This is a genomic window from Nocardioides sp. dk884 (assembly GCF_009557055.1).
GTDB lineage: Bacteria > Actinomycetota > Actinomycetes > Propionibacteriales > Nocardioidaceae > Nocardioides.
The window spans coordinates 3,521,021-3,537,890 of sequence record NZ_CP045649.1 but is presented as its reverse complement, the minus strand read 5'-3'; the positions used below and the strand labels follow the sequence as shown (position 1 = coordinate 3,537,890).

Here is a 16,870-nt window from a genome sequence, read left to right as displayed (position 1 = left end):
GGGTCCGCACCGTGCGGGTCCTCGCCCGAGACGGGCGTACGCAAGGAGTCGCAGTAGTGAAGACCGTCCAGCCCCTGCTGCTCACCGTCGTGGCCCTGGCCGCCGCGCTCCTCCTCGCGGCGGGACCCGCCGCGTCGATGGAGAGCACCGGCGAGCTCACGGTGTACGCCCACCGCGGCTACGCGGAGAAGGGCCACTCCGAGAACACCTTCGCGGCCCTGGAGCACGCGCGTCGCCACCGCGCACGCGCCGTCGAGGTGGACATGCGGGTCACCCGCGACAACAAGATGGTCCTCATGCACGACGAGACGCTGGACCGGACCACCACGTGCACGGGGCCGGTGCGCGGGCGCACGGCGGCGAGCATCCGGTCCCGGTGCCGCGCGAAGGCGGACCGGGAGCGGGTCCCGACGCTCACGCAGACCCTGGAGTGGGCCGCCCGGCACCGGATGCAGCTGATCGTCGAGGTCAAGGTGAACGCGACGAACGACGCGTGGACGCCGGCGCTGTTCGTGAGACTGGAGCGGATGATCGCCCAGCACGGGCTGGCCGAGGAGGTCATCGTGCACTCCTTCAGCGCCCGCGCCCTGCGGGTGGCCAAGAAGGCCGCCCCGTCCCTGCACGTCCAGATGATCACGCAGCGATGGGCGGGCGTGGCCTCGGCGCGCAGGTGGGCGGACGGCGTGAACGTGTGGGCCCGGCACCTGAGTGCGAAGCGGGTGGCGAAGCTGCACGAGGAGGGGCTCTACGTCATCGGCCGGGACTCCGACAGCCCTGCCGACTGGCGGCGGATCCGGCGCAGCGGTGCCGACGGCCTGGTCACCGACGCGGTACGCGAAGCGCTGCGAGTCACCCGCGCCAAGTGACGGAGCCGCGCGACGAGAGCCACCTCACGGTGCGCTTTCCGTCCTGTGGAACAACTCGACCTTCGGTGTTTCCAGGTGGAAACGGAGAGGAAACAACGCCTTCCTAGCGTCTGGACCGTCACAGCAGCACCGACGGAAGGACGCGCGTGAAGAAGCAGACCAGGGCCCGCACCTCGCTGGCGGCAGCGGCGGTGATCGGGGCGAGCGTGCTCGCCGCGGGCGCGCTCGGCGTACCGGCCCAGGCCGCACCCGGGAGCGCTCCGGCTCCTGCGGGGGGCGCCTACCTCGCGCCGTACTGGACCGAGGCCGACCTGACCGGCGACCGCCAGGTCACCCGCGAGGACGTCGACCTGCTGGTCGCCGCGCTCGGTGCCGAGGCCGGGGACGCCGGCTGGGACGCGGTGGCCAAGGGCGACCTCGACGCCGACGGCGTCGTGGAGCTGAGCGACGTCGCGGACCTCGCCCAGCGGATGATGTACGACGACGGCGCGTTCGAGCTGGTCGAGGCGACCGCCCTGGACATGCAGGCCGCGATGAACGCCGGCGTCACCACCTCGGTGGAGATCACCCGGGCCTACCTCGCGCGCATCGCGGCGTACGACACTCGGGAGACCGACCCCTCGGCACCCGGACGCGCGCTCAACTCGATCATCGCGACCAACGAGGCCGCGCTCGAGGCGGCCGCGGCCAGCGACGCCGCCCGGGCCGCGAACGGCGGGCCGCGCAGCATGCTCGACGGCCTCCCGATCCTGCTCAAGGACAACTACGACACCCACGACATGGCCACCACGGCCGGCTGCTCGTGCTGGGAGGACAACCTCACCGAGGACGACGCGTTCATGGTCAAGGGCCTGCGCGAGGCGGGCGCGGTCCTGCTCGGCAAGGCCAGCCTGGACGAGTTCGCCTACGGCTTCGCCTCCGAGTTCAGCGCCGGGCAGCCGGTCGGCTCCTCCACGCTCGTCGCCAGCCCCTACGCGCTCTCGCGCAGCGCCGGCGGTTCCAGCGGCGGCACCGGCGCCTCGATCGCCGCCAACCTCGGCGCGATCGGCTTCGGCACCGACACCGGCGGCTCGATCCGGGTGCCCTCGAGCTACAACCAGCTCGTCGGGGTGCGACCGACCGTCGGCCTGGCCAGCCGCGACGGCATCGTGCCGCTCGCGCTCAGCCAGGACACCGGCGGCCCGATGGCCCGCTCGGTCTCCGACGCCGCGATCGCCCTGGACGCGGTGGTCGGCATCGACCCGGCCGACCCGGTGACCGCCACGCAGGCCGGCAAGGTGCCGGAGTCCTACACCGCCGGCCTCGACCCCGAGGCGCTCGCCGGCAAGCGGCTGGGCTACCTCGCCTCGATGGTGCCGACCAACGCGGCGGCCAAGCGGCTGTTCACCCAGGCGGTCGCCGACCTCGAGGCCCAGGGCGCGGTCGTCGAGGAGATCAGGATCGACGGGATCGCCCCGGTCCTGAGCGAGGGCAGCGGCAGCACCAACGAGTTCAAGCACGACCTCGCGGACTACATCGAGCGCCACCTCAGCGACGACGTCACGATCCGCACGCTCGACGACATCATCGCCTCCGGCCGGTTCGTGCCCTCGCGGCGCAGCACCTTCGTGCAGCGCAACGCGGTGACCCCGGAGCAGTACGACGCGTGGATGAAGAGCCACACCGAGGTGCTCGACAACGGCGGCACGCTGGTCACCGGTGCGCTCGACGCCGAGGACCTGGACGCGCTGATCTACCCCAGCGGCACGCCGTACGGCACCCACAGCACCAACATGCGCCTCAGTCCCAACACCGGCCTGCCCGCGGTGACCGTGCCGATGGGCCAGGCGGTCGAGGCCGACGGCTCCATCACCGGCGCCGGGGTCAACCTCGAGCTCCTGGGTCGCGACTTCAGCGAGGGCGAGCTGCTCGCGATGGCCTACGCCTACGAGCAGGCCACCCAGCACCGCGTCGCACCCGAGCTCTACGGGCCGCTGGAGGACAAGGCCCCGGCGAAGCCGGTCACGGCGTCCGCCGAGCCCGGCTGGACGGTCACCACCTCGACCGACGAGGTCGCGGTCGGGGAGACGGTGACCGTGACGGTCACGGCCGACGCGGCCAGCGACCTCTACGCCTACGACCTGGCGCTCGACTTCGACCCCGAGGTCCTGGCCTACGTCGAGGGCAGCGCGAGCACCGACAACACCGGGGCGACGTACGCCGAGGTGGACGAGGACACCCTGCACGTCGTGCACACCGAGCTGGGCGGCTCGCCGGCGAGCGAGGGCACCGTGGTGCTGGCCCAGGCGAGCTTCACCGCCGTCGGTGCCGGCTCGACCGAGGTGCTCGCCTCCGCGGTCGAGCAGGTCTCCACCGACCTGGCCGAGAGCCGTGCCACTGACCTCGGCTCCGCGGATCTCGCGGTCGAGGGTGCGGCTCCGGTGGCCACGACCGACCCGGCCGTCACCGGCACGCCCACGGTCGGCAAGCGGCTCACCGCCGCCCCCGGGGCCTGGGACGTCGCCGGGGTTCGGTTCTCCTACCAGTGGCTGCGCGCGGGTACGCCGATCCCCGGCGCCACCGCCCGCTCCTACCGGGTGCGTCCGGCCGACGCCGGTCGCCGCCTCGCCGTCCGGGTGGCCGCGACGCACGCGGACCACGCCGCCGGCACGGCCACGTCCCCGCGCACCGTCAAGGTCGCCGCTGCCCGCACCGAGGTCGCGGTGACGGCGCCGCGCCAGGTGGGGCCGGGCACCCGCCCGGTCGTCCGGGTGCGGGTCACGGCCGACGGCACCGGGAAGGCCGTCGTGCCGACCGGCACCGTGCGGGTCACCTACGGCGGGAAGGTCGTCGCGAAGGCGCTGCCCGTGAAGGCCGGCCGGGCGACCCTGCGCCTGCCGTCGAAGCGTCCCGGCACCCGCGTGGTGCGGGTGGTCCTCACCCCGGACCAGGGCTTCACCCGGGCACGCGGCACGGCCACGGTCACGGTGCGCCGCTGACCCGACCCGCTGCGACTCTGATGGCGGTGCTCCGCGGTCACCCGGTGACCGCGGAGCACCGCCATCGCCGAACGTGGGGGCCGGACGGCGCTAGCCTCGGCGGGGTGAGACACGCGCACACCGTGGAGCAGATCCGGGCCGCCGAGGCGGAGCTGATGGCGCGGCTCCCCGCCGGCACGCTCATGCAACGCGCGGCGCACGGGCTCGCCCACGCGGTCCTCGACCTGCTGGGCGGCGGCTACGGGCGCCGGGTGGTGCTGCTCGTGGGGTCGGGCGACAACGGCGGCGACGCGCTGCACGCGGGCGCGCTGCTGGCGCGGCGCGGCTGCCGGGTCGAGGCCTGGCTGCTCTCCCCGCGCGCCCACGAGGGCGGCCTGGCCGCCCTGCGCGCGGCCGGCGGCCGGGTGGTGCAGGGGATTCCCGATGCGGTGACCGGGGAGCGGGACGCGCAGCCCGACGTCGTGCTCGACGGCATCGTCGGGATCGGCGGCCAGCCCGGGCTGCGGCCGGAGGCGGTCGCCGCGCTGGACGCCCTCGCCGGAGTGCCGGTGGTCGCGGTGGACGTGCCCTCCGGCGTCGGGGTCGACACCGGAGAGCTCGACGGCCCGCACGTGCAGGCCGCCCTCACCGTCACCTTCGGCACCCACAAGGTCGCCCACCTGGTCGACCCGGCCGCCGCGGCGTGCGGGGTGGTGCAGCTGGTCGACATCGGCCTCGACCTGCCCGAACCCGTGCTGGAGGTGCTCCAGCCGCACGACATGGCCAGGCTCCTGCCGCGCCCCGCGCCGGACGCGCACAAGTACACCCGCGGGGTGGTCGGCGTGCGTGCCGGCTCGGCGCGCTACCCGGGTGCTGCCGTGCTGAGCGTCGCCGGCGCCGCGACCGGGTTGTGCGGCATGGTCCGGGTCGTCGGCGACCCGACCGTCACGGCACGTGTGCGCGATGCCCATCCGGAGGTGGTCGGCGCCGGGCGCGTGCAGGCCTGGGTGGTCGGCTCCGGCGGCGACGACGCCGCCGCCGAGGCGCTCGCCGCGGTCACGGGTGAGGGGGTCCCGGTGGTCGTCGACGCCGACGCACTGGCCCACGTCACCGGCCCGCTGCCGGTCCCGGCCGTGCTGACCCCGCACGCCGGGGAGCTGGCCGCGATGCTCGGGGTGGAGCGCGCCGAGGTCGAGGCCGCGCCGCTCGCCTTCGCCCGCCGCGCCGCCACGACGTACGACGCGGTCGTGCTGCTGAAGGGGCGCCACACGCTGGTCGTGGGGCCCACCGGACCGGCGCGGGCGACCACCGCCGGCACGCCGTGGCTGGCCACCGCGGGCGCCGGCGACGTGCTCGGCGGGCTGATCGGCGCGTTGCTCGCTGCCGGTCTGGACCCCTTCGACGCGGCCTCGGCCGGGTCCTGGCTGCACGGCGCGGCGGCCACCCTCGCCTCGGGCGGCGGACCGCTGGTGGCGGGGGACGTCGCCCGGGCGCTGCCGGCGCTCGTGCGGACCCTGCCCCTGGGCTGATCGATCGCGTCGCGAGGCGGGATGGGAGAATCGCTCCCATGACCGCCGCGCGAGCCGAGATCGTCGTCGACCTCGCGGCTGTGAGACACAACGTCAGGCGGCTGCGCGAGCTCGTCGGCGACCAGGTGCAGATGATGAGCGTCGTCAAGGCCGACGGCTACGGCCACGGCATGGTCGAGGTCGCCCGCGCGGCTCGCGAGGCCGGCGCCGACTGGCTCGGCGTGGCCACCCTCGACGAGGCGCTCGCCCTGCGCGAGTCCGGCGACGTCGGCCGGGTGCTGTGCTGGCTGGCCGCGCCGGGGGAGAACTACGCGCCCGTGATCGGGGCCGACGTCGACGTCACGGCGTACTCCGTCGACCAGCTCGAGGAGATCGCCGCGGGCGTGGCCGCGGCCGGTCGCCCCGCGCGCGTGCAGCTCAAGATCGACACCGGCCTGTCCCGTGGCGGCGCCACCCGCGCCGACTGGCCGGGCGTCGTCGAGCGGGCCCGCCGCGGCGAGGACGAGGGGCTGTGGCGCGTCACCGGGATCTGGTCGCACTTCTCCTCCAGCGACGAGCCCGACGACCCCGCCAACGGCGCCCAGGAGGACGTGCTGTGCTGGGCGGTCGAGGTCGCCGAGCAGGCGGGTCTGCGCCCCGAGGTGCGCCACATCGCGAACTCCGCCGCAGCGGTGCTGCGGCCCTCCTCGCGCTTCGACCTGGTCCGCTGCGGGCTGGCCACCTACGGCCTGGACCCCGCGCCCGGCCACCTGCCCGACCTGGGACTGGTGCCCGCGATGACCGTGCGCGCCAGCCTGCTGCTGGTCAAGGATGTCGCCGCGGGCGACGCGGTCTCCTACGGCCGCACCTGGATCGCCCCGGCCGCCACCACCCTCGGGCTGGTGCCCGGCGGGTACGGCGACGGCGTGCCGCGCCACGCCAGCAACCGCGCCGAGGTGTGGATCGAGGGTCGGCGCCGACCCGTGCGCGGACGCATCTGCATGGACCAGTTCGTGGTCGACCTCGAGGGCGACCGCCCCGAGCCGGGCGCGGAGGTCGTGCTGTTCGGGCCCGGCCTGGACGGCGCCCCGACCGCGCAGGACTGGGCCGTGGCGGCCGACACCATCAGCTATGAGGTCGTGACGCGGATCGGTGGGCGCCTGACCCGTCGGCACGTCGACACCGAGGAGAGCCGGTGGGCCTGAGGACGCGGATCCTCGGCGCCGGTGCCGGCGCGGCCAGCCTGGCGCTCGCCGGGGCGGCGTACGGCGTGGCGCGGCAGCGCAAGCGCCTGGACGGGCGCGCGGGCGAGGAGATCGAGTTCGGCACCCTGCGCTCGGACCCGCTGACAGTCGTCGCCGACGACGGGGTGCCGCTGCACGTCGAGATCGACGAGCCCGGCCCGGACGCCCCGCCGCTCACGGTGGTGCTCGTGCACGGCTACGCGCTCACCCTGGACTGCTGGCACTTCCAGCGCGCCGCGCTGCGCGGGAGGGTGCGCACGGTCCTCTACGACCAGCGCTCCCACGGACGCTCCGGGCGCTCCTCGCGTGAGAACGCCACCATCGACCACCTCGGCGAGGACCTGCGCCGGGTGCTCGAGGAGGTCGTGCCCGAGGGGCCGGTGCTCCTGGTCGGGCACTCGATGGGCGGCATGAGCGTGGTCGCGTTCGCCGAGCAGCACCCGCAGCTCTTCCACGACCGGGTCGCCGGCGCCGCCCTCATCTCCACCACCGCCGGGGGTCTGGACGTCGGGCGGCTGCTGCTGCCGGTCGTCCCGGCCAAGATCGGGCTACCGCTGGCGCGGGGGACCGTGGCCACCCTGGCGCGCCGCGCCGGCACCGTCGACGGCCTGCGCCGTGCGGGCCGCTCCCTCGCGACCGTCGCGACCGACCTCTTCGCCTTCGGCGACGAGGTGCCGGCCTCCTACGTCGAGTTCGTCGACCGGATGCTGTCGGACACGCCGTTCGAGGTGGTCGCCGGGTTCTTCCCGAGCTTCGGGGCACTGGACAAGTTCCACGCCGTCGACGTGCTCTCCGACGTACCGTCGCTGGTCATGTGCGGCACCGCCGACCGGGTCACCTCGATCGGGCACAGCCGCAAGCTGCACTCGCGCATCCGCAACTCCCGTCTCGTCGAGCTCGACGGCGCCGGGCACATGGTGATCCTCGAGCGGCACGACGAGATCAACACCGAGCTGGACCGCCTCATCGAGGACGTCCTGGAGCAGGAAGGGACGCGATGAGCGTCGAGGTCCAGCGGGTCGGCCCGGAGGCCGCCGCCGAGGTGCTCGCGGTGGTCCGGGCGGCGTTCGCCGCCCGGCCGCCGCTCGACCCGCCCGCGGACGCGCTCGCCGAGACCGAGGAGTCGATGGCCGCGATGCTCGGCCGCTACGGCGGGCTGCTCGCGCGCCTCGACGGTCGCCCGGTCGGCGCGCTCGTGCTGGACCCGGTGGGCAGCACGATGTACCTGCGGCGCTTCGGCGTACACCCTGACGCGCAGGGGCACGGCATCGCCCGCAAGCTCATCGACGCCGTGGTCGATGCCGCCGAGGGGTACGACGACGCGACGGTCGTCGCCCGCGAGGAGCTGCCGCGCACGCTGCGCTTCTGGGAGCGCCAGGGGTTCCGCGAGATCACGCGGCGCTCGCCGCTGGTGGAGATGCGCCGCCCGCTGCGCACCTGCGTCTTCGACGTCCTCGACGCCGACGCGATGCAGGCGCTCGGGCGCTCGCTGGCCGGCCAGCTGCAGCCCGGCGACCTGATCGTGCTCTCCGGTGAGCTCGGCGCCGGCAAGACCACCCTCACCCAGGGCATCGGTGCCGGCCTGCACGTGCGCGGCGACGTCACCTCGCCGACGTTCGTGATCGCGCGGGTGCACCCGTCGCTGGTCGAGGGCCCGGACCTCGTGCACGTCGACGCCTACCGCCTCGGCGGCATCGAGGAGCTCGACGATCTCGACCTCGACACCGACCTCGACCACGCGGTCACGGTCGTGGAGTGGGGCGAGGGGCTCGCCGAGGGGCTCACCGAGTCGCGCCTGGAGATCCGGATCGTGCGCAGCACGGCCACCGACCCCGACGACGAGCTCGACCCGCGCCGGGTGGAGATCACCCCGGTCGGCCCCCGCTGGCACGCGCTGTCGTTCCGCGGGCTGGGCTGAGCGGCCCGGTCCTCGGGCAACCACACCCGCCGACTCGGGGGAGGGGGTGGGTGCGCGGTCGGCGGGGGAGGGGCCGCGTTAGCCTCGGGTCGTGCTGCTGGCCTTCGACACCGCGACCCCCCAGGTGAGCCTCGCCCTGCACGACGGCGCCGACGTGGTCGTGGAGCTGACCTCCGAACGACCGATGAAGCACGGCGAGCAGCTCGCGCCGCTGATCGCCGCCGGCCTGGAGCGCGCAGGCATCACCCGTCACGACCTCACCGCTCTCGCGGTGGGTGTCGGCCCCGGCCCGTTCACCGGCCTGCGCGTCGGGCTGGTGACCGCCCGCACCCTGGCCATGGTCCTCGAGATCCCCGTGTACGGCATGTGCTCCCTCGACGTGCTGGCCCTCGAGGCCGCCCCGACGCTCGGCACGCCGTTCCTGGTGGCGACCGACGCGCGTCGCAAGGAGGTCTACCTGGCCTCCTACGACGCCGACGGCACCCGCATCGAGGGCCCCGTCGTGGCGAAGCCGGCAGCGGTCGCCAGCGACCTCCCGGTCGTCGGCGAGGGCGGCGCGCTCTACCCCGAGGCGTTCCCGCACGCCGGCGGTCCGCAGCGCCCCAGCGCCGGCTGGCTGGCCCGTGCGGTGGCCGAGGAGCTCGCCGATCTGCTCGACCCCGAGCCGCTCTACCTGCGCCGCCCCGACGCCGAGACGCCGGGCGCGCGCAAGCAGGTCTCGTGATCCGCGAGGCGACCCTCGCCGACCTCGACGCCGTGGCCGACCTCGAGGTCGACAACCTCGGCGTCGATGCCTGGTCGCCGGGTCTGATCGAGCAGGCGATCACCGACCAGCACGCCTCGCTGCACGTGTGGGTCGCCGAGGACGAGGCCGGCGTCGTCGTCGGCCACGCGGTCGCGGCGGTCGTCGACGTGACCGAGCTCCAGCGCATCTCGGTCGCCGCCACCCATCGGCGTACCGGCCTGGCCACCGCCCTGCTCGCCGAGGTGCTGCGCACCGCCGAGCGGGCCGGTGTCGAGCGGGTGGTGCTGGAGGTGCGCGAGGACAACGCCGGTGCGCTGGCCTTCTACCGCGCCCACGGCTTCACCGAGCTCGCGCGCCGACGGTCCTACTACCGCGACGGCACCACCGCGATCGTGCTCGCGCGGGAGCTCACGGGGACAATGGTCCCGTGAGCACCACCAGCGAACCGCTCGTCCTCGGCATCGAGACCTCCTGCGACGAGACCGGCGTCGGCATCGTGCGCGGGCACACCCTGCTCGCCGACGCGGTCGCGAGCAGCGTCGAGGAGCACGCCCGCTTCGGCGGCGTCGTGCCCGAGGTCGCCAGCCGCGCCCACCTCGAGGCGATGGTGCCGACCATCGAGCGGGCCTGCGAGACCGCCGGGATCCGCCTCACCGACGTCGACGCGATCGCGGTGACCAACGGGCCCGGCCTCGCCGGGGCGCTGCTCGTGGGCGTCGCCTCGGCCAAGGCGCTCGCGCTCGGCCTCGGCAAGCCGCTGTACGGCGTCAACCACCTCGCCTCCCACGTCGCCGTGGACCAGCTCGAGCACGGCCCGCTGCCCGAGCCGTGCATCGCGATGCTGGTCAGCGGCGGGCACTCCAGCCTGCTGCGCGTCGAGGACGTCACCCGCGGCGTGCAGCCGATGGGCCAGACGATCGACGACGCGGCGGGGGAGGCCTTCGACAAGGTCGCGCGCCGTCTCGGGCTGCCGTTCCCCGGCGGCCCGCACATCGACCGGGTCGCCCGCGAGGGCGGTCAGGTCGTCATCGACTTCCCGCGCGGGCTCACCGCGCGCCGCGACCTGGAGCGGCACCGCTTCGACTTCTCCTTCTCCGGGCTCAAGACGGCCGTGGCCCGCTGGGTCGAGGCCCGCGAGCGCTCCGGGGAGCCGGTGCCGGTCGCCGACGTGGCCGCCAGCTTCCAGGAGGCGGTGTGCGACGTGCTGGTCCGCAAGGCCCTGGACGCCGCCTCCAGCGAGGGCATCGAGGACCTGCTGATCGGCGGCGGTGTCGCGGCCAACTCCCGGCTGCGCGCGCTCGCCGAGGAACGTGCCGAGCGGCTCGGCATCCGGGTGCGCGTCCCGCGCCCGGGGCTGTGCACCGACAACGGCGCGATGGTGGCCGCCCTCGGCGCGGAGATGGTCGCCCGCGGCCGCACCCCGTCCTCCCTCGACCTGCCCGCCGACTCCAGCCTCCCGGTCACCGAGGTCCTCGCGGGCTGAGCCCGGCGCCTACTCCGAGAGCAGGTACGCCGTGCCCGCCTCCGGGAGCGGTCCGGCGACCGGACCCGCGAGGAGCTCCTCCTCGGCCGGCCTCTCCAGCGGCAGCCGGGACAGGGTCCAGTCCTGCCCGTCGTAGGACGCGCGGACCACGAGCAGCCCCCCGTCGTCGGCCCACCCGACCTGGTCCAGCGCCTGTCGCGGCGCCGGGGTCACCGAGCGGACCTCGCGCAGATCGAGGTCGAATGCGGTGGCCTCGCCGACCATGTCGTTGTCTCCCCGCCAGCCCAGCACGTGGGCGCCGTCGGGGGAGAACCGGAGGTCGGAGGTGTCGCAGCTGCGCGCGGTGACCCGGTCCGCGGCGGGGTCGTAGAGCACGGCACACCCGAACTGCTCGCCCGGGCCCGGCTCGAGCACGCCGGCCCACAGACGCCCGTCCGGGCTCACGTCGGTGACCTCCATCGGATGGCCGCCGCCCACGAGCGAGGGACGCTCCAGCGCGAGGCGGGTGTTGGTCACGCTGCGGTCGTCGGGGCCGGCGAGCACCTCGCACCCCCCGTCGGCGCACCCCGTGCCCAGCACCGCGTCGACCCTCGTGCCCGCGACGCCGCCCGGGACCGAGGTGAAGCCGACCGCGACGAACGCGACCGGACGCTCCTGCCCGGCCTCCAGCACCTGCGGCGTCCCCTCGTCGTCGACCCACGCCACGGTGTCGTCGCCCTGGCCCATCGTGAGGTCGTTGAGGGCGACGGGGTACTCCGCCTGCACCGTGCCGTCCGGCTCGACCACGGTCACCACCCGCGCCCCCGTCCCCATGACCACGACGCGCCCGTCGGTGAGCACCCCGACCTCGCTCACCTGCGAGGCGTCCAGGGGGAGCGTGACGGTGGTGCCGTCGGGGTGGCGCAGCGTGTCGCCCGCGAGCACCGCGTCGCCGGTGCGGGGCGAGGTCGCCGGGTCGACCGCCCGGTCGCCGCCCTGCCCGGTCAGCCCGAGCGGCACCAGGACCGCCGCGGCCACGGCCGCCACCGCCAGCGCACCGGCGGCGCGACGCCGCCGGCGTACGGCGCCCGCGCGGACCTGCACGTCGGCCAGCGTGAGCCGGCCGGGAGGCAGCCGGTCGGCGCGCCGCTCGAGCTCGGCGCCGAGCTCTGCGAGCAGCTGCTCGTCGTTCATCGCTCCTCCTCGCCGGCCCGGGGGTCGAGCTCGTGGGGTGTGCGCTCGCGCAGGGCGGCGAGGGCACGGCTGGTCTGGGACTTCACGGTCCCGACCGAGATGCCGAGCACGTCGGCGGTCTCCGCCTCCGTGAGCTGTTCGTAGTAGCGCAGCACGACCACCGCGCGGGCCCGGTGCGGCAGGGTCTGGACGACCGCCCACAGGGCCGCGCCGCTGCCGTCGTCGTACTCGTCGAGCCGGGCACCGTCGGGCACCCTCTCGGCCGGGTGCTCGCGCCGCTTCCAGCCGCGGCGCCACAGCGAGTTGTTCTCGTTGACGATGATCCGGCGCACGTAGGCGTCGAGGGCGCCCCGGTCGCGGACCCGGTCCCAGGACAGGTAGAGCTTGGCCAGCGCGTTCTGCAGCACGTCCTCGGCCTGGTCGGGGTCGCCGGTGAGCAGGTACGTCGTGCGCAGCAGCGCCTGCTGGCGCGCGGCGAGGTACTGGGTGAACTCCGCGTGCCGCGTCCCGGGGCCGGGGTCCGCGGCCCCGGCGTCGGCGTCGGCGTCGGGCGAGCCTCGTTGCATCACGCGCATGTCCTCCCCTTCCCGTTCTCCCCCCAGACGCAGTCGGTGTCGAAATGGTTGCAGCGCCTGCCGGGGCGTCGGTGGCGTTCCGTACGGTTGGTCCAGACCCGTCAAGCAGGAGGAAACGCATGCAGCAGGTGAAGGCCGTCGTCGCTCTGGCCAAGGGGGCCCCCGTCGAGGTGGTCACCATCAACGTCCCCGACCCGGGCCCGGGCGAGGCCGTCGTGAAGGTGCAGGCCTGCGGGGTCTGCCACACCGACCTGCACTACCGCGAGGGCGGGATCAACGACGAGTTCCCGTTCCTGCTGGGCCACGAGGCGGCCGGCATCGTGGAGGCCGTCGGCCCCGACGTCACCGAGGTCGCCCCGGGTGACTTCGTGGTGCTCAACTGGCGCGCCGTGTGCGGGGAGTGCCGGGCCTGCAAGCGTGGCGACCTGCACTACTGCTTCAACACCCACAACGCCACCCAGAAGATGACGCTGGAGGACGGGACCGAGCTGAGCCCGGCGCTCGGCATCGGCGCCTTCGCCGAGAAGACCCTGGTCGCGGCCGGTCAGTGCACCAAGGTCGACGAGGACGCGCGCCCCGCGGCCGTCGGCCTGCTCGGCTGCGGCGTGATGGCCGGCATCGGCGCCGCGATCAACACCGGCGCGGTGACCCGCGGCAAGTCGGTGGCGGTCATCGGCTGCGGCGGCGTCGGCGTGGCCGCGATCGCCGGCTCCGCGCTCGCCGGCGCGAGCCCGATCATCGCCGTCGACATCGACGCCGCCAAGCTCGAGAAGGCCCGCGAGCTGGGCGCCACCCACACCGTGGACTCCTCCCAGGTCGACCCGGTCGAGGAGATCAAGCGCATCTGCGCCGAGACCTACGAGGGCGCGGAGGGTGCCGACGTGGTGATCGAGGCCGTGGGCCGCCCCGAGACCTGGAAGCAGGCCTTCTACGCCCGCGACCTCGCCGGCACCGTCGTCCTGGTCGGCGTCCCGACGCCCGACATGCAGGTCCCCGAGCTTCCGCTGATCGACGTCTTCGGCCGCGGCGGCGCGCTCAAGTCCAGCTGGTACGGCGACTGCCTGCCCTCGCGCGACTTCCCGATGCTGGTCGACCTCTACCGCCAGGGCCGCCTCGACCTCGACGCGTTCGTGACCGAGGAGATCGCCATCACCGACATCGAGGCCGCCTTCGAGAAGATGCACCACGGCGAGGTGCTGCGCAGCGTGGTGGTCCTCCCGTGAGCGCCCGCGTCGACCACGCCGTCTCCAGCGGCACCTTCAGCCTCGACGGGCAGACCTTCGAGGTCGACAACAACATCTGGGTGATCGGCGACGACCGCGAGTGCGTGGTCATCGACGCCCCGCACTCGGTCGAGGACATCCTCGCCGTGGTCGGGGACCGCACCGTCAAGGCGATCGTGTGCACCCACGCCCACGACGACCACGTCCGGGTGGCGCCCGCGCTGCGCGAGCGGGTCGGCGCGCCGATCATGCTGCACCCCGACGACCGGCCGGTCTGGGAGCTCACCCACGGCGGCCCCGACGACGTCGACGCCCACCTGTGGGACCTCGACCTCGCCGACGGCACGACCATCGAGGTCGGCGGCACCACGCTGCGGGTGCTGCACACGCCTGGCCACGCGCCCGGCGCGGTCTGCCTCTACTCCGAGGAGCTGGGCGCCGTGTTCACCGGCGACACCCTGTTCCAGGGCGGCCCCGGCGCGACCGGGCGCTCGTTCTCCGACGCCGACGTCATCGTCGCCTCGATCCGCGAGCGGCTCTTCGCGCTGCCGGACGAGACGGTCGTGCACACGGGCCACGGCGACGACACCACGATCGGCGCCGAGAAGGCCGCGCTCGGCTCCTGATCCGCATCACCCAGCCGGGTGAGGACCCGCCGGACCCCCGGGACACGCCCGGGGTCCCGGCGGGGTCCTCGCGGGACGGTCGCGACCTTTGTAGCGTGCCGCGGACGGGGGGCGGGGCCCTCGCCCCGGACAGCTACATGAAGGAGCGCCCATGCGCACCGTGCTCGACAAGCTCATCTCCTGGACCGGACTCGCACTCGCGGTCGTACTCCTGGCGGCCGGCGGGCTGCTCACCTGGGCGAACGTCTTCATCGACGACCAGGTCGAGCAACAGCTGACGATGCAGGACATCACCATGCCCGAGGGGGGCGCGCTGGAGAGCCTCGCCGAGGAGGACCGCGAGGCGCTCGAGGAGTACGCCGGGAGCCGGCTGGACAGCGGTCCGAAGGCCAAGGCCTTCGCCGACCACTACATCCTCGCCCACATGAACGCCTCCAGCGACGGGCGCAGCTATGAGGCGGTCAGCGGGGAGTACCTCGCGATGAGCGAGGAGGAGAAGGCCTCCGAGGCCGGCCAGGCGATGGCCGGGCTGCGCGAGAGCCTGTTCATGGGCAACACCCTGCGGGGCCTGCTGCTCTACGGCTACGCCTTCGCCACGATCGGCACCATCGCCGGCTACGCCGCGATCGCGGCCTTCGTCGGTGCCGCGGTGCTCTTCGTGCTCGCCGGGCTCGGCCTCGTCCACGCCCGCCGCACCCGCGCCGCGGAGCAGCCGCCGGTGGCCGCGACCGTCTGAGCCCCGCCGGTGGGTCCGCTCAGAGCGGACGCACCAGCAGTGCCGTGCCCGCGCCGGCGACCCTCGTCATCACCAGGGTCGCCGGCGTGTCGCCGTCCAGGGCCAGCCGCTTGCGCAGCTGCTCGGGCACGACGTCCACGCCGCGCTTCTTGATGGTCAGGGTGCCGATGCCGCGCGCCCGCAGCGCGGCGCGCAGCGGCTTCTCGCGGTAGGGCAGCTCCTCGAGCACCTCGTAGGACCGGGCGTACGGCGTCGGGGAGGCCTGCGGTGAGGTCACGTAGGCGATGTGCTCGTCGAGCAGGGTGCCGCCGACCAGCCCGGCGACCGCCGTCACCAGCCCGGCGCGCACGACCGCCCCGTCCGGCTCGTGCAGGTAGCGCTGCACCGGGCCCACGCCGACCGCGGCGGGTCCCGGGTCCTCCTCGTCGGTCAGCGTGGCCAGGCCGTGGTCGGCGATCACTGTCGCGCGGCGGGCCACGGTCGCCAGCCGGCCCGACCACAGCGCGGCCTCCTTGACCTCGCCGTGGTCGCTCACCCACTCGGCCTCGACGCCGACCGGCACCAGGGCGTGCGGGATGCCCGGGGCCACCTTCACGCAGGAGTCGCGGGCCAGCAGCCGCTCGACGAAGGACCACGGCGGGGTCCAGTCGTCGACGTCGAAGGAGCGGCCGCGGGCGCTGCGGCGCGCCGGGTCGGCGTACGCCACGTCGAACGGGGTGGTGTCGAGCGTGGTCGCGTCGGCGACCATCGCCGCGCCCTCCAGGCCGAGGGCGGCGAGGTTGGCGCGGGCCACCTCGACGCGCAGCGGGTCCAGGTCGACCCCGGCCGCGGTCATCCCGGCGCGCGCGGAGGCGAGCAGGTCGCCCCCGATCCCGCAGCCGAGGTCGATCACGGTGCCGGCGCCGAACGCCGTGAGCCGCGCGGCCCGGTGCGCCGCGACGGGGGCACGAGTGGCCTGCTCGAGGCCGTCCGGGGTGAAGTACATGCGGGCGGCGTCGCCGCCGAACTTCGCGACCGCGCGGCGGCGCAGGATCGCCTGGGTGAGGGCCGCGGCGGCGTGCTCGGCGGAGGCGACGCGGCGCAGCGGGGTCTGGGCCTGCAGCGGGTCCAGGTCGGCGAGCTCCTCCGCACGGGCCAGCAGCCGCTGCCCCTCGTCGGTGAGCAGCCAGCGGAAGGCGTCGAGGTCCACGCGGCGATCCTGCCAGGTCGCCGCCGGGCACCGCGCACCCGGCGTGGACGCCAGCATCGGGCGGACCGGCGAGGGTGCTCTGGCACTCAGTCGAGGAGAGTGCTAGTTTTCTGACTGGCACTCTCCTTCGGAGTGTGCCAGCGCCTGACAAGACCGGTGCGACACCCGCGACGGCGTACCGCGTCCACAGGCACCCCACGTGCATCACACATCGCTACGAAGCGCCAGAAAGTGGAGGTCGACATCGTGTCGGTCAGCATCAAGCCCCTCGAGGACCGGATCGTCGTCAAGCCGCTCGAAGCGGAGCAGACCACGGCCTCGGGCCTGGTCATCCCGGACACCGCCAAGGAGAAGCCCCAGGAGGGCGAGGTCGTGGCCATCGGTCCCGGCCGCTTCAACGAGGACGGCGACGAGCGCATCCCCATGGACATCGCCGTGGGTGACAAGGTCATCTACAGCAAGTACGGCGGCACCGAGGTCAAGTACTCCGGCCAGGAGTTCCTGATCCTCTCCGCCCGCGACGTGCTCGCGATCGTTTCCTGATTTTCCCGATGGTCCGGCACGTCCCGGCCGGCTCGTCCGGGCCGGCCGACGTGCCGGACCTTCGTTCTTTCCGCCTTTCCTGAG

The 16,870-nt window shown here is 74.5% G+C and carries 16 protein-coding genes; 13 read left to right on the top strand and 3 right to left on the bottom strand.

The window, feature by feature from the left end; translation table 11 throughout:
- The first annotated feature begins 56 nt into the window (after window positions 1–56).
- The 9 genes from GFH29_RS16885 to tsaD all read left to right on the top strand — a co-directional run bounded on the left by GFH29_RS16885 (window position 57) and on the right by tsaD (window position 10,721).
- Window positions 57–866: a glycerophosphodiester phosphodiesterase gene (locus GFH29_RS16885; RefSeq protein ID WP_153324939.1), complete on the top strand. Its 810-nt coding sequence runs from the start codon at window positions 57–59 to the stop codon at window positions 864–866.
- A gap of 146 nt (window positions 867–1,012) precedes the next feature.
- A complete protein-coding gene (locus tag GFH29_RS16880) occupies window positions 1,013–3,844 on the top strand; it encodes an amidase family protein (RefSeq protein ID WP_153324938.1) in 2,832 nt (943 codons plus the stop codon).
- Window positions 3,845–3,948: 104 nt separating this feature from the next.
- On the top strand, window positions 3,949–5,352 hold the full coding sequence (locus GFH29_RS16875; RefSeq protein WP_153324937.1) for an NAD(P)H-hydrate dehydratase: 1,404 nt from the start codon (window positions 3,949–3,951) through the stop codon (window positions 5,350–5,352).
- 38 nt (window positions 5,353–5,390) lie between these two features.
- On the top strand, window positions 5,391–6,536 hold the full coding sequence (gene alr, locus GFH29_RS16870; protein ID WP_153324936.1) for an alanine racemase: 1,146 nt from the start codon (window positions 5,391–5,393) through the stop codon (window positions 6,534–6,536).
- Complete coding sequence (locus GFH29_RS16865; RefSeq protein WP_153324935.1) at window positions 6,527–7,576, top strand: alpha/beta fold hydrolase; 1,050 nt, start codon at window positions 6,527–6,529, stop codon at window positions 7,574–7,576. Before alr ends, GFH29_RS16865 begins: the two co-directional genes overlap by 10 nt.
- The gene (gene tsaE, locus GFH29_RS16860) at window positions 7,573–8,493 is read left to right on the top strand and encodes a tRNA (adenosine(37)-N6)-threonylcarbamoyltransferase complex ATPase subunit type 1 TsaE (RefSeq protein WP_153324934.1); all 921 of its coding nucleotides are present in this window, start codon (window positions 7,573–7,575) and stop codon (window positions 8,491–8,493) included. The genes GFH29_RS16865 and tsaE overlap by 4 nt, the downstream gene beginning before the upstream one ends.
- A 91-nt stretch (window positions 8,494–8,584) precedes the next feature.
- A complete protein-coding gene (tsaB, locus tag GFH29_RS16855) occupies window positions 8,585–9,217 on the top strand; it encodes a tRNA (adenosine(37)-N6)-threonylcarbamoyltransferase complex dimerization subunit type 1 TsaB (protein ID WP_153324933.1) in 633 nt (210 codons plus the stop codon).
- Window positions 9,214–9,669: a GNAT family N-acetyltransferase gene (locus tag GFH29_RS16850; protein ID WP_153324932.1), complete on the top strand. Its 456-nt coding sequence runs from the start codon at window positions 9,214–9,216 to the stop codon at window positions 9,667–9,669. The genes tsaB and GFH29_RS16850 overlap by 4 nt, the downstream gene beginning before the upstream one ends.
- A complete protein-coding gene (gene tsaD / locus GFH29_RS16845) occupies window positions 9,666–10,721 on the top strand; it encodes a tRNA (adenosine(37)-N6)-threonylcarbamoyltransferase complex transferase subunit TsaD (protein WP_153324931.1) in 1,056 nt (351 codons plus the stop codon). Before GFH29_RS16850 ends, tsaD begins: the two co-directional genes overlap by 4 nt.
- 9 nt (window positions 10,722–10,730) lie before the next feature.
- On the opposite strand, the gene GFH29_RS16840 is transcribed toward tsaD, so the two are convergent.
- Window positions 10,731–11,894 carry a hypothetical protein gene (locus GFH29_RS16840; protein WP_153324930.1) on the bottom strand — a complete coding sequence of 388 codons (1,164 nt, stop codon included), beginning with the start codon at window positions 11,892–11,894 and terminating at the stop codon, window positions 10,731–10,733.
- On the bottom strand, window positions 11,891–12,469 hold the full coding sequence (locus GFH29_RS16835; RefSeq protein ID WP_228387566.1) for a SigE family RNA polymerase sigma factor: 579 nt from the start codon (window positions 12,467–12,469) through the stop codon (window positions 11,891–11,893). Before GFH29_RS16835 ends, GFH29_RS16840 begins: the two co-directional genes overlap by 4 nt.
- 119 nt (window positions 12,470–12,588) lie before the next feature.
- On the opposite strand from GFH29_RS16835, the gene GFH29_RS16830 reads away from it, so the two are divergent.
- From GFH29_RS16830 to GFH29_RS16820, 3 genes are all read left to right on the top strand, one after another.
- The gene (locus tag GFH29_RS16830; protein WP_153324929.1) at window positions 12,589–13,692 is read left to right on the top strand and encodes an S-(hydroxymethyl)mycothiol dehydrogenase; all 1,104 of its coding nucleotides are present in this window, start codon (window positions 12,589–12,591) and stop codon (window positions 13,690–13,692) included.
- Window positions 13,689–14,318, top strand: a complete 630-nt coding sequence (locus tag GFH29_RS16825; protein WP_153324928.1) for an MBL fold metallo-hydrolase — start codon at window positions 13,689–13,691, stop codon at window positions 14,316–14,318. The genes GFH29_RS16830 and GFH29_RS16825 overlap by 4 nt, the downstream gene beginning before the upstream one ends.
- Before the next feature lie 151 nt (window positions 14,319–14,469).
- The gene (locus tag GFH29_RS16820) at window positions 14,470–15,054 is read left to right on the top strand and encodes a hypothetical protein (RefSeq protein ID WP_153324927.1); all 585 of its coding nucleotides are present in this window, start codon (window positions 14,470–14,472) and stop codon (window positions 15,052–15,054) included.
- 19 nt (window positions 15,055–15,073) lie between these two features.
- Here GFH29_RS16820 and GFH29_RS16815 read toward each other — a convergent pair whose 3' ends face one another.
- Entirely contained in the window at window positions 15,074–16,243 is a 1,170-nt protein-coding gene (locus GFH29_RS16815) for a class I SAM-dependent methyltransferase (RefSeq protein ID WP_153324926.1), read from the bottom strand.
- 246 nt (window positions 16,244–16,489) lie between these two features.
- On the opposite strand from GFH29_RS16815, the gene groES reads away from it, so the two are divergent.
- On the top strand, window positions 16,490–16,786 hold the full coding sequence (gene groES, locus GFH29_RS16810) for a co-chaperone GroES (RefSeq protein ID WP_153325862.1): 297 nt from the start codon (window positions 16,490–16,492) through the stop codon (window positions 16,784–16,786).
- Window positions 16,787–16,870 lie beyond the last annotated feature (84 nt).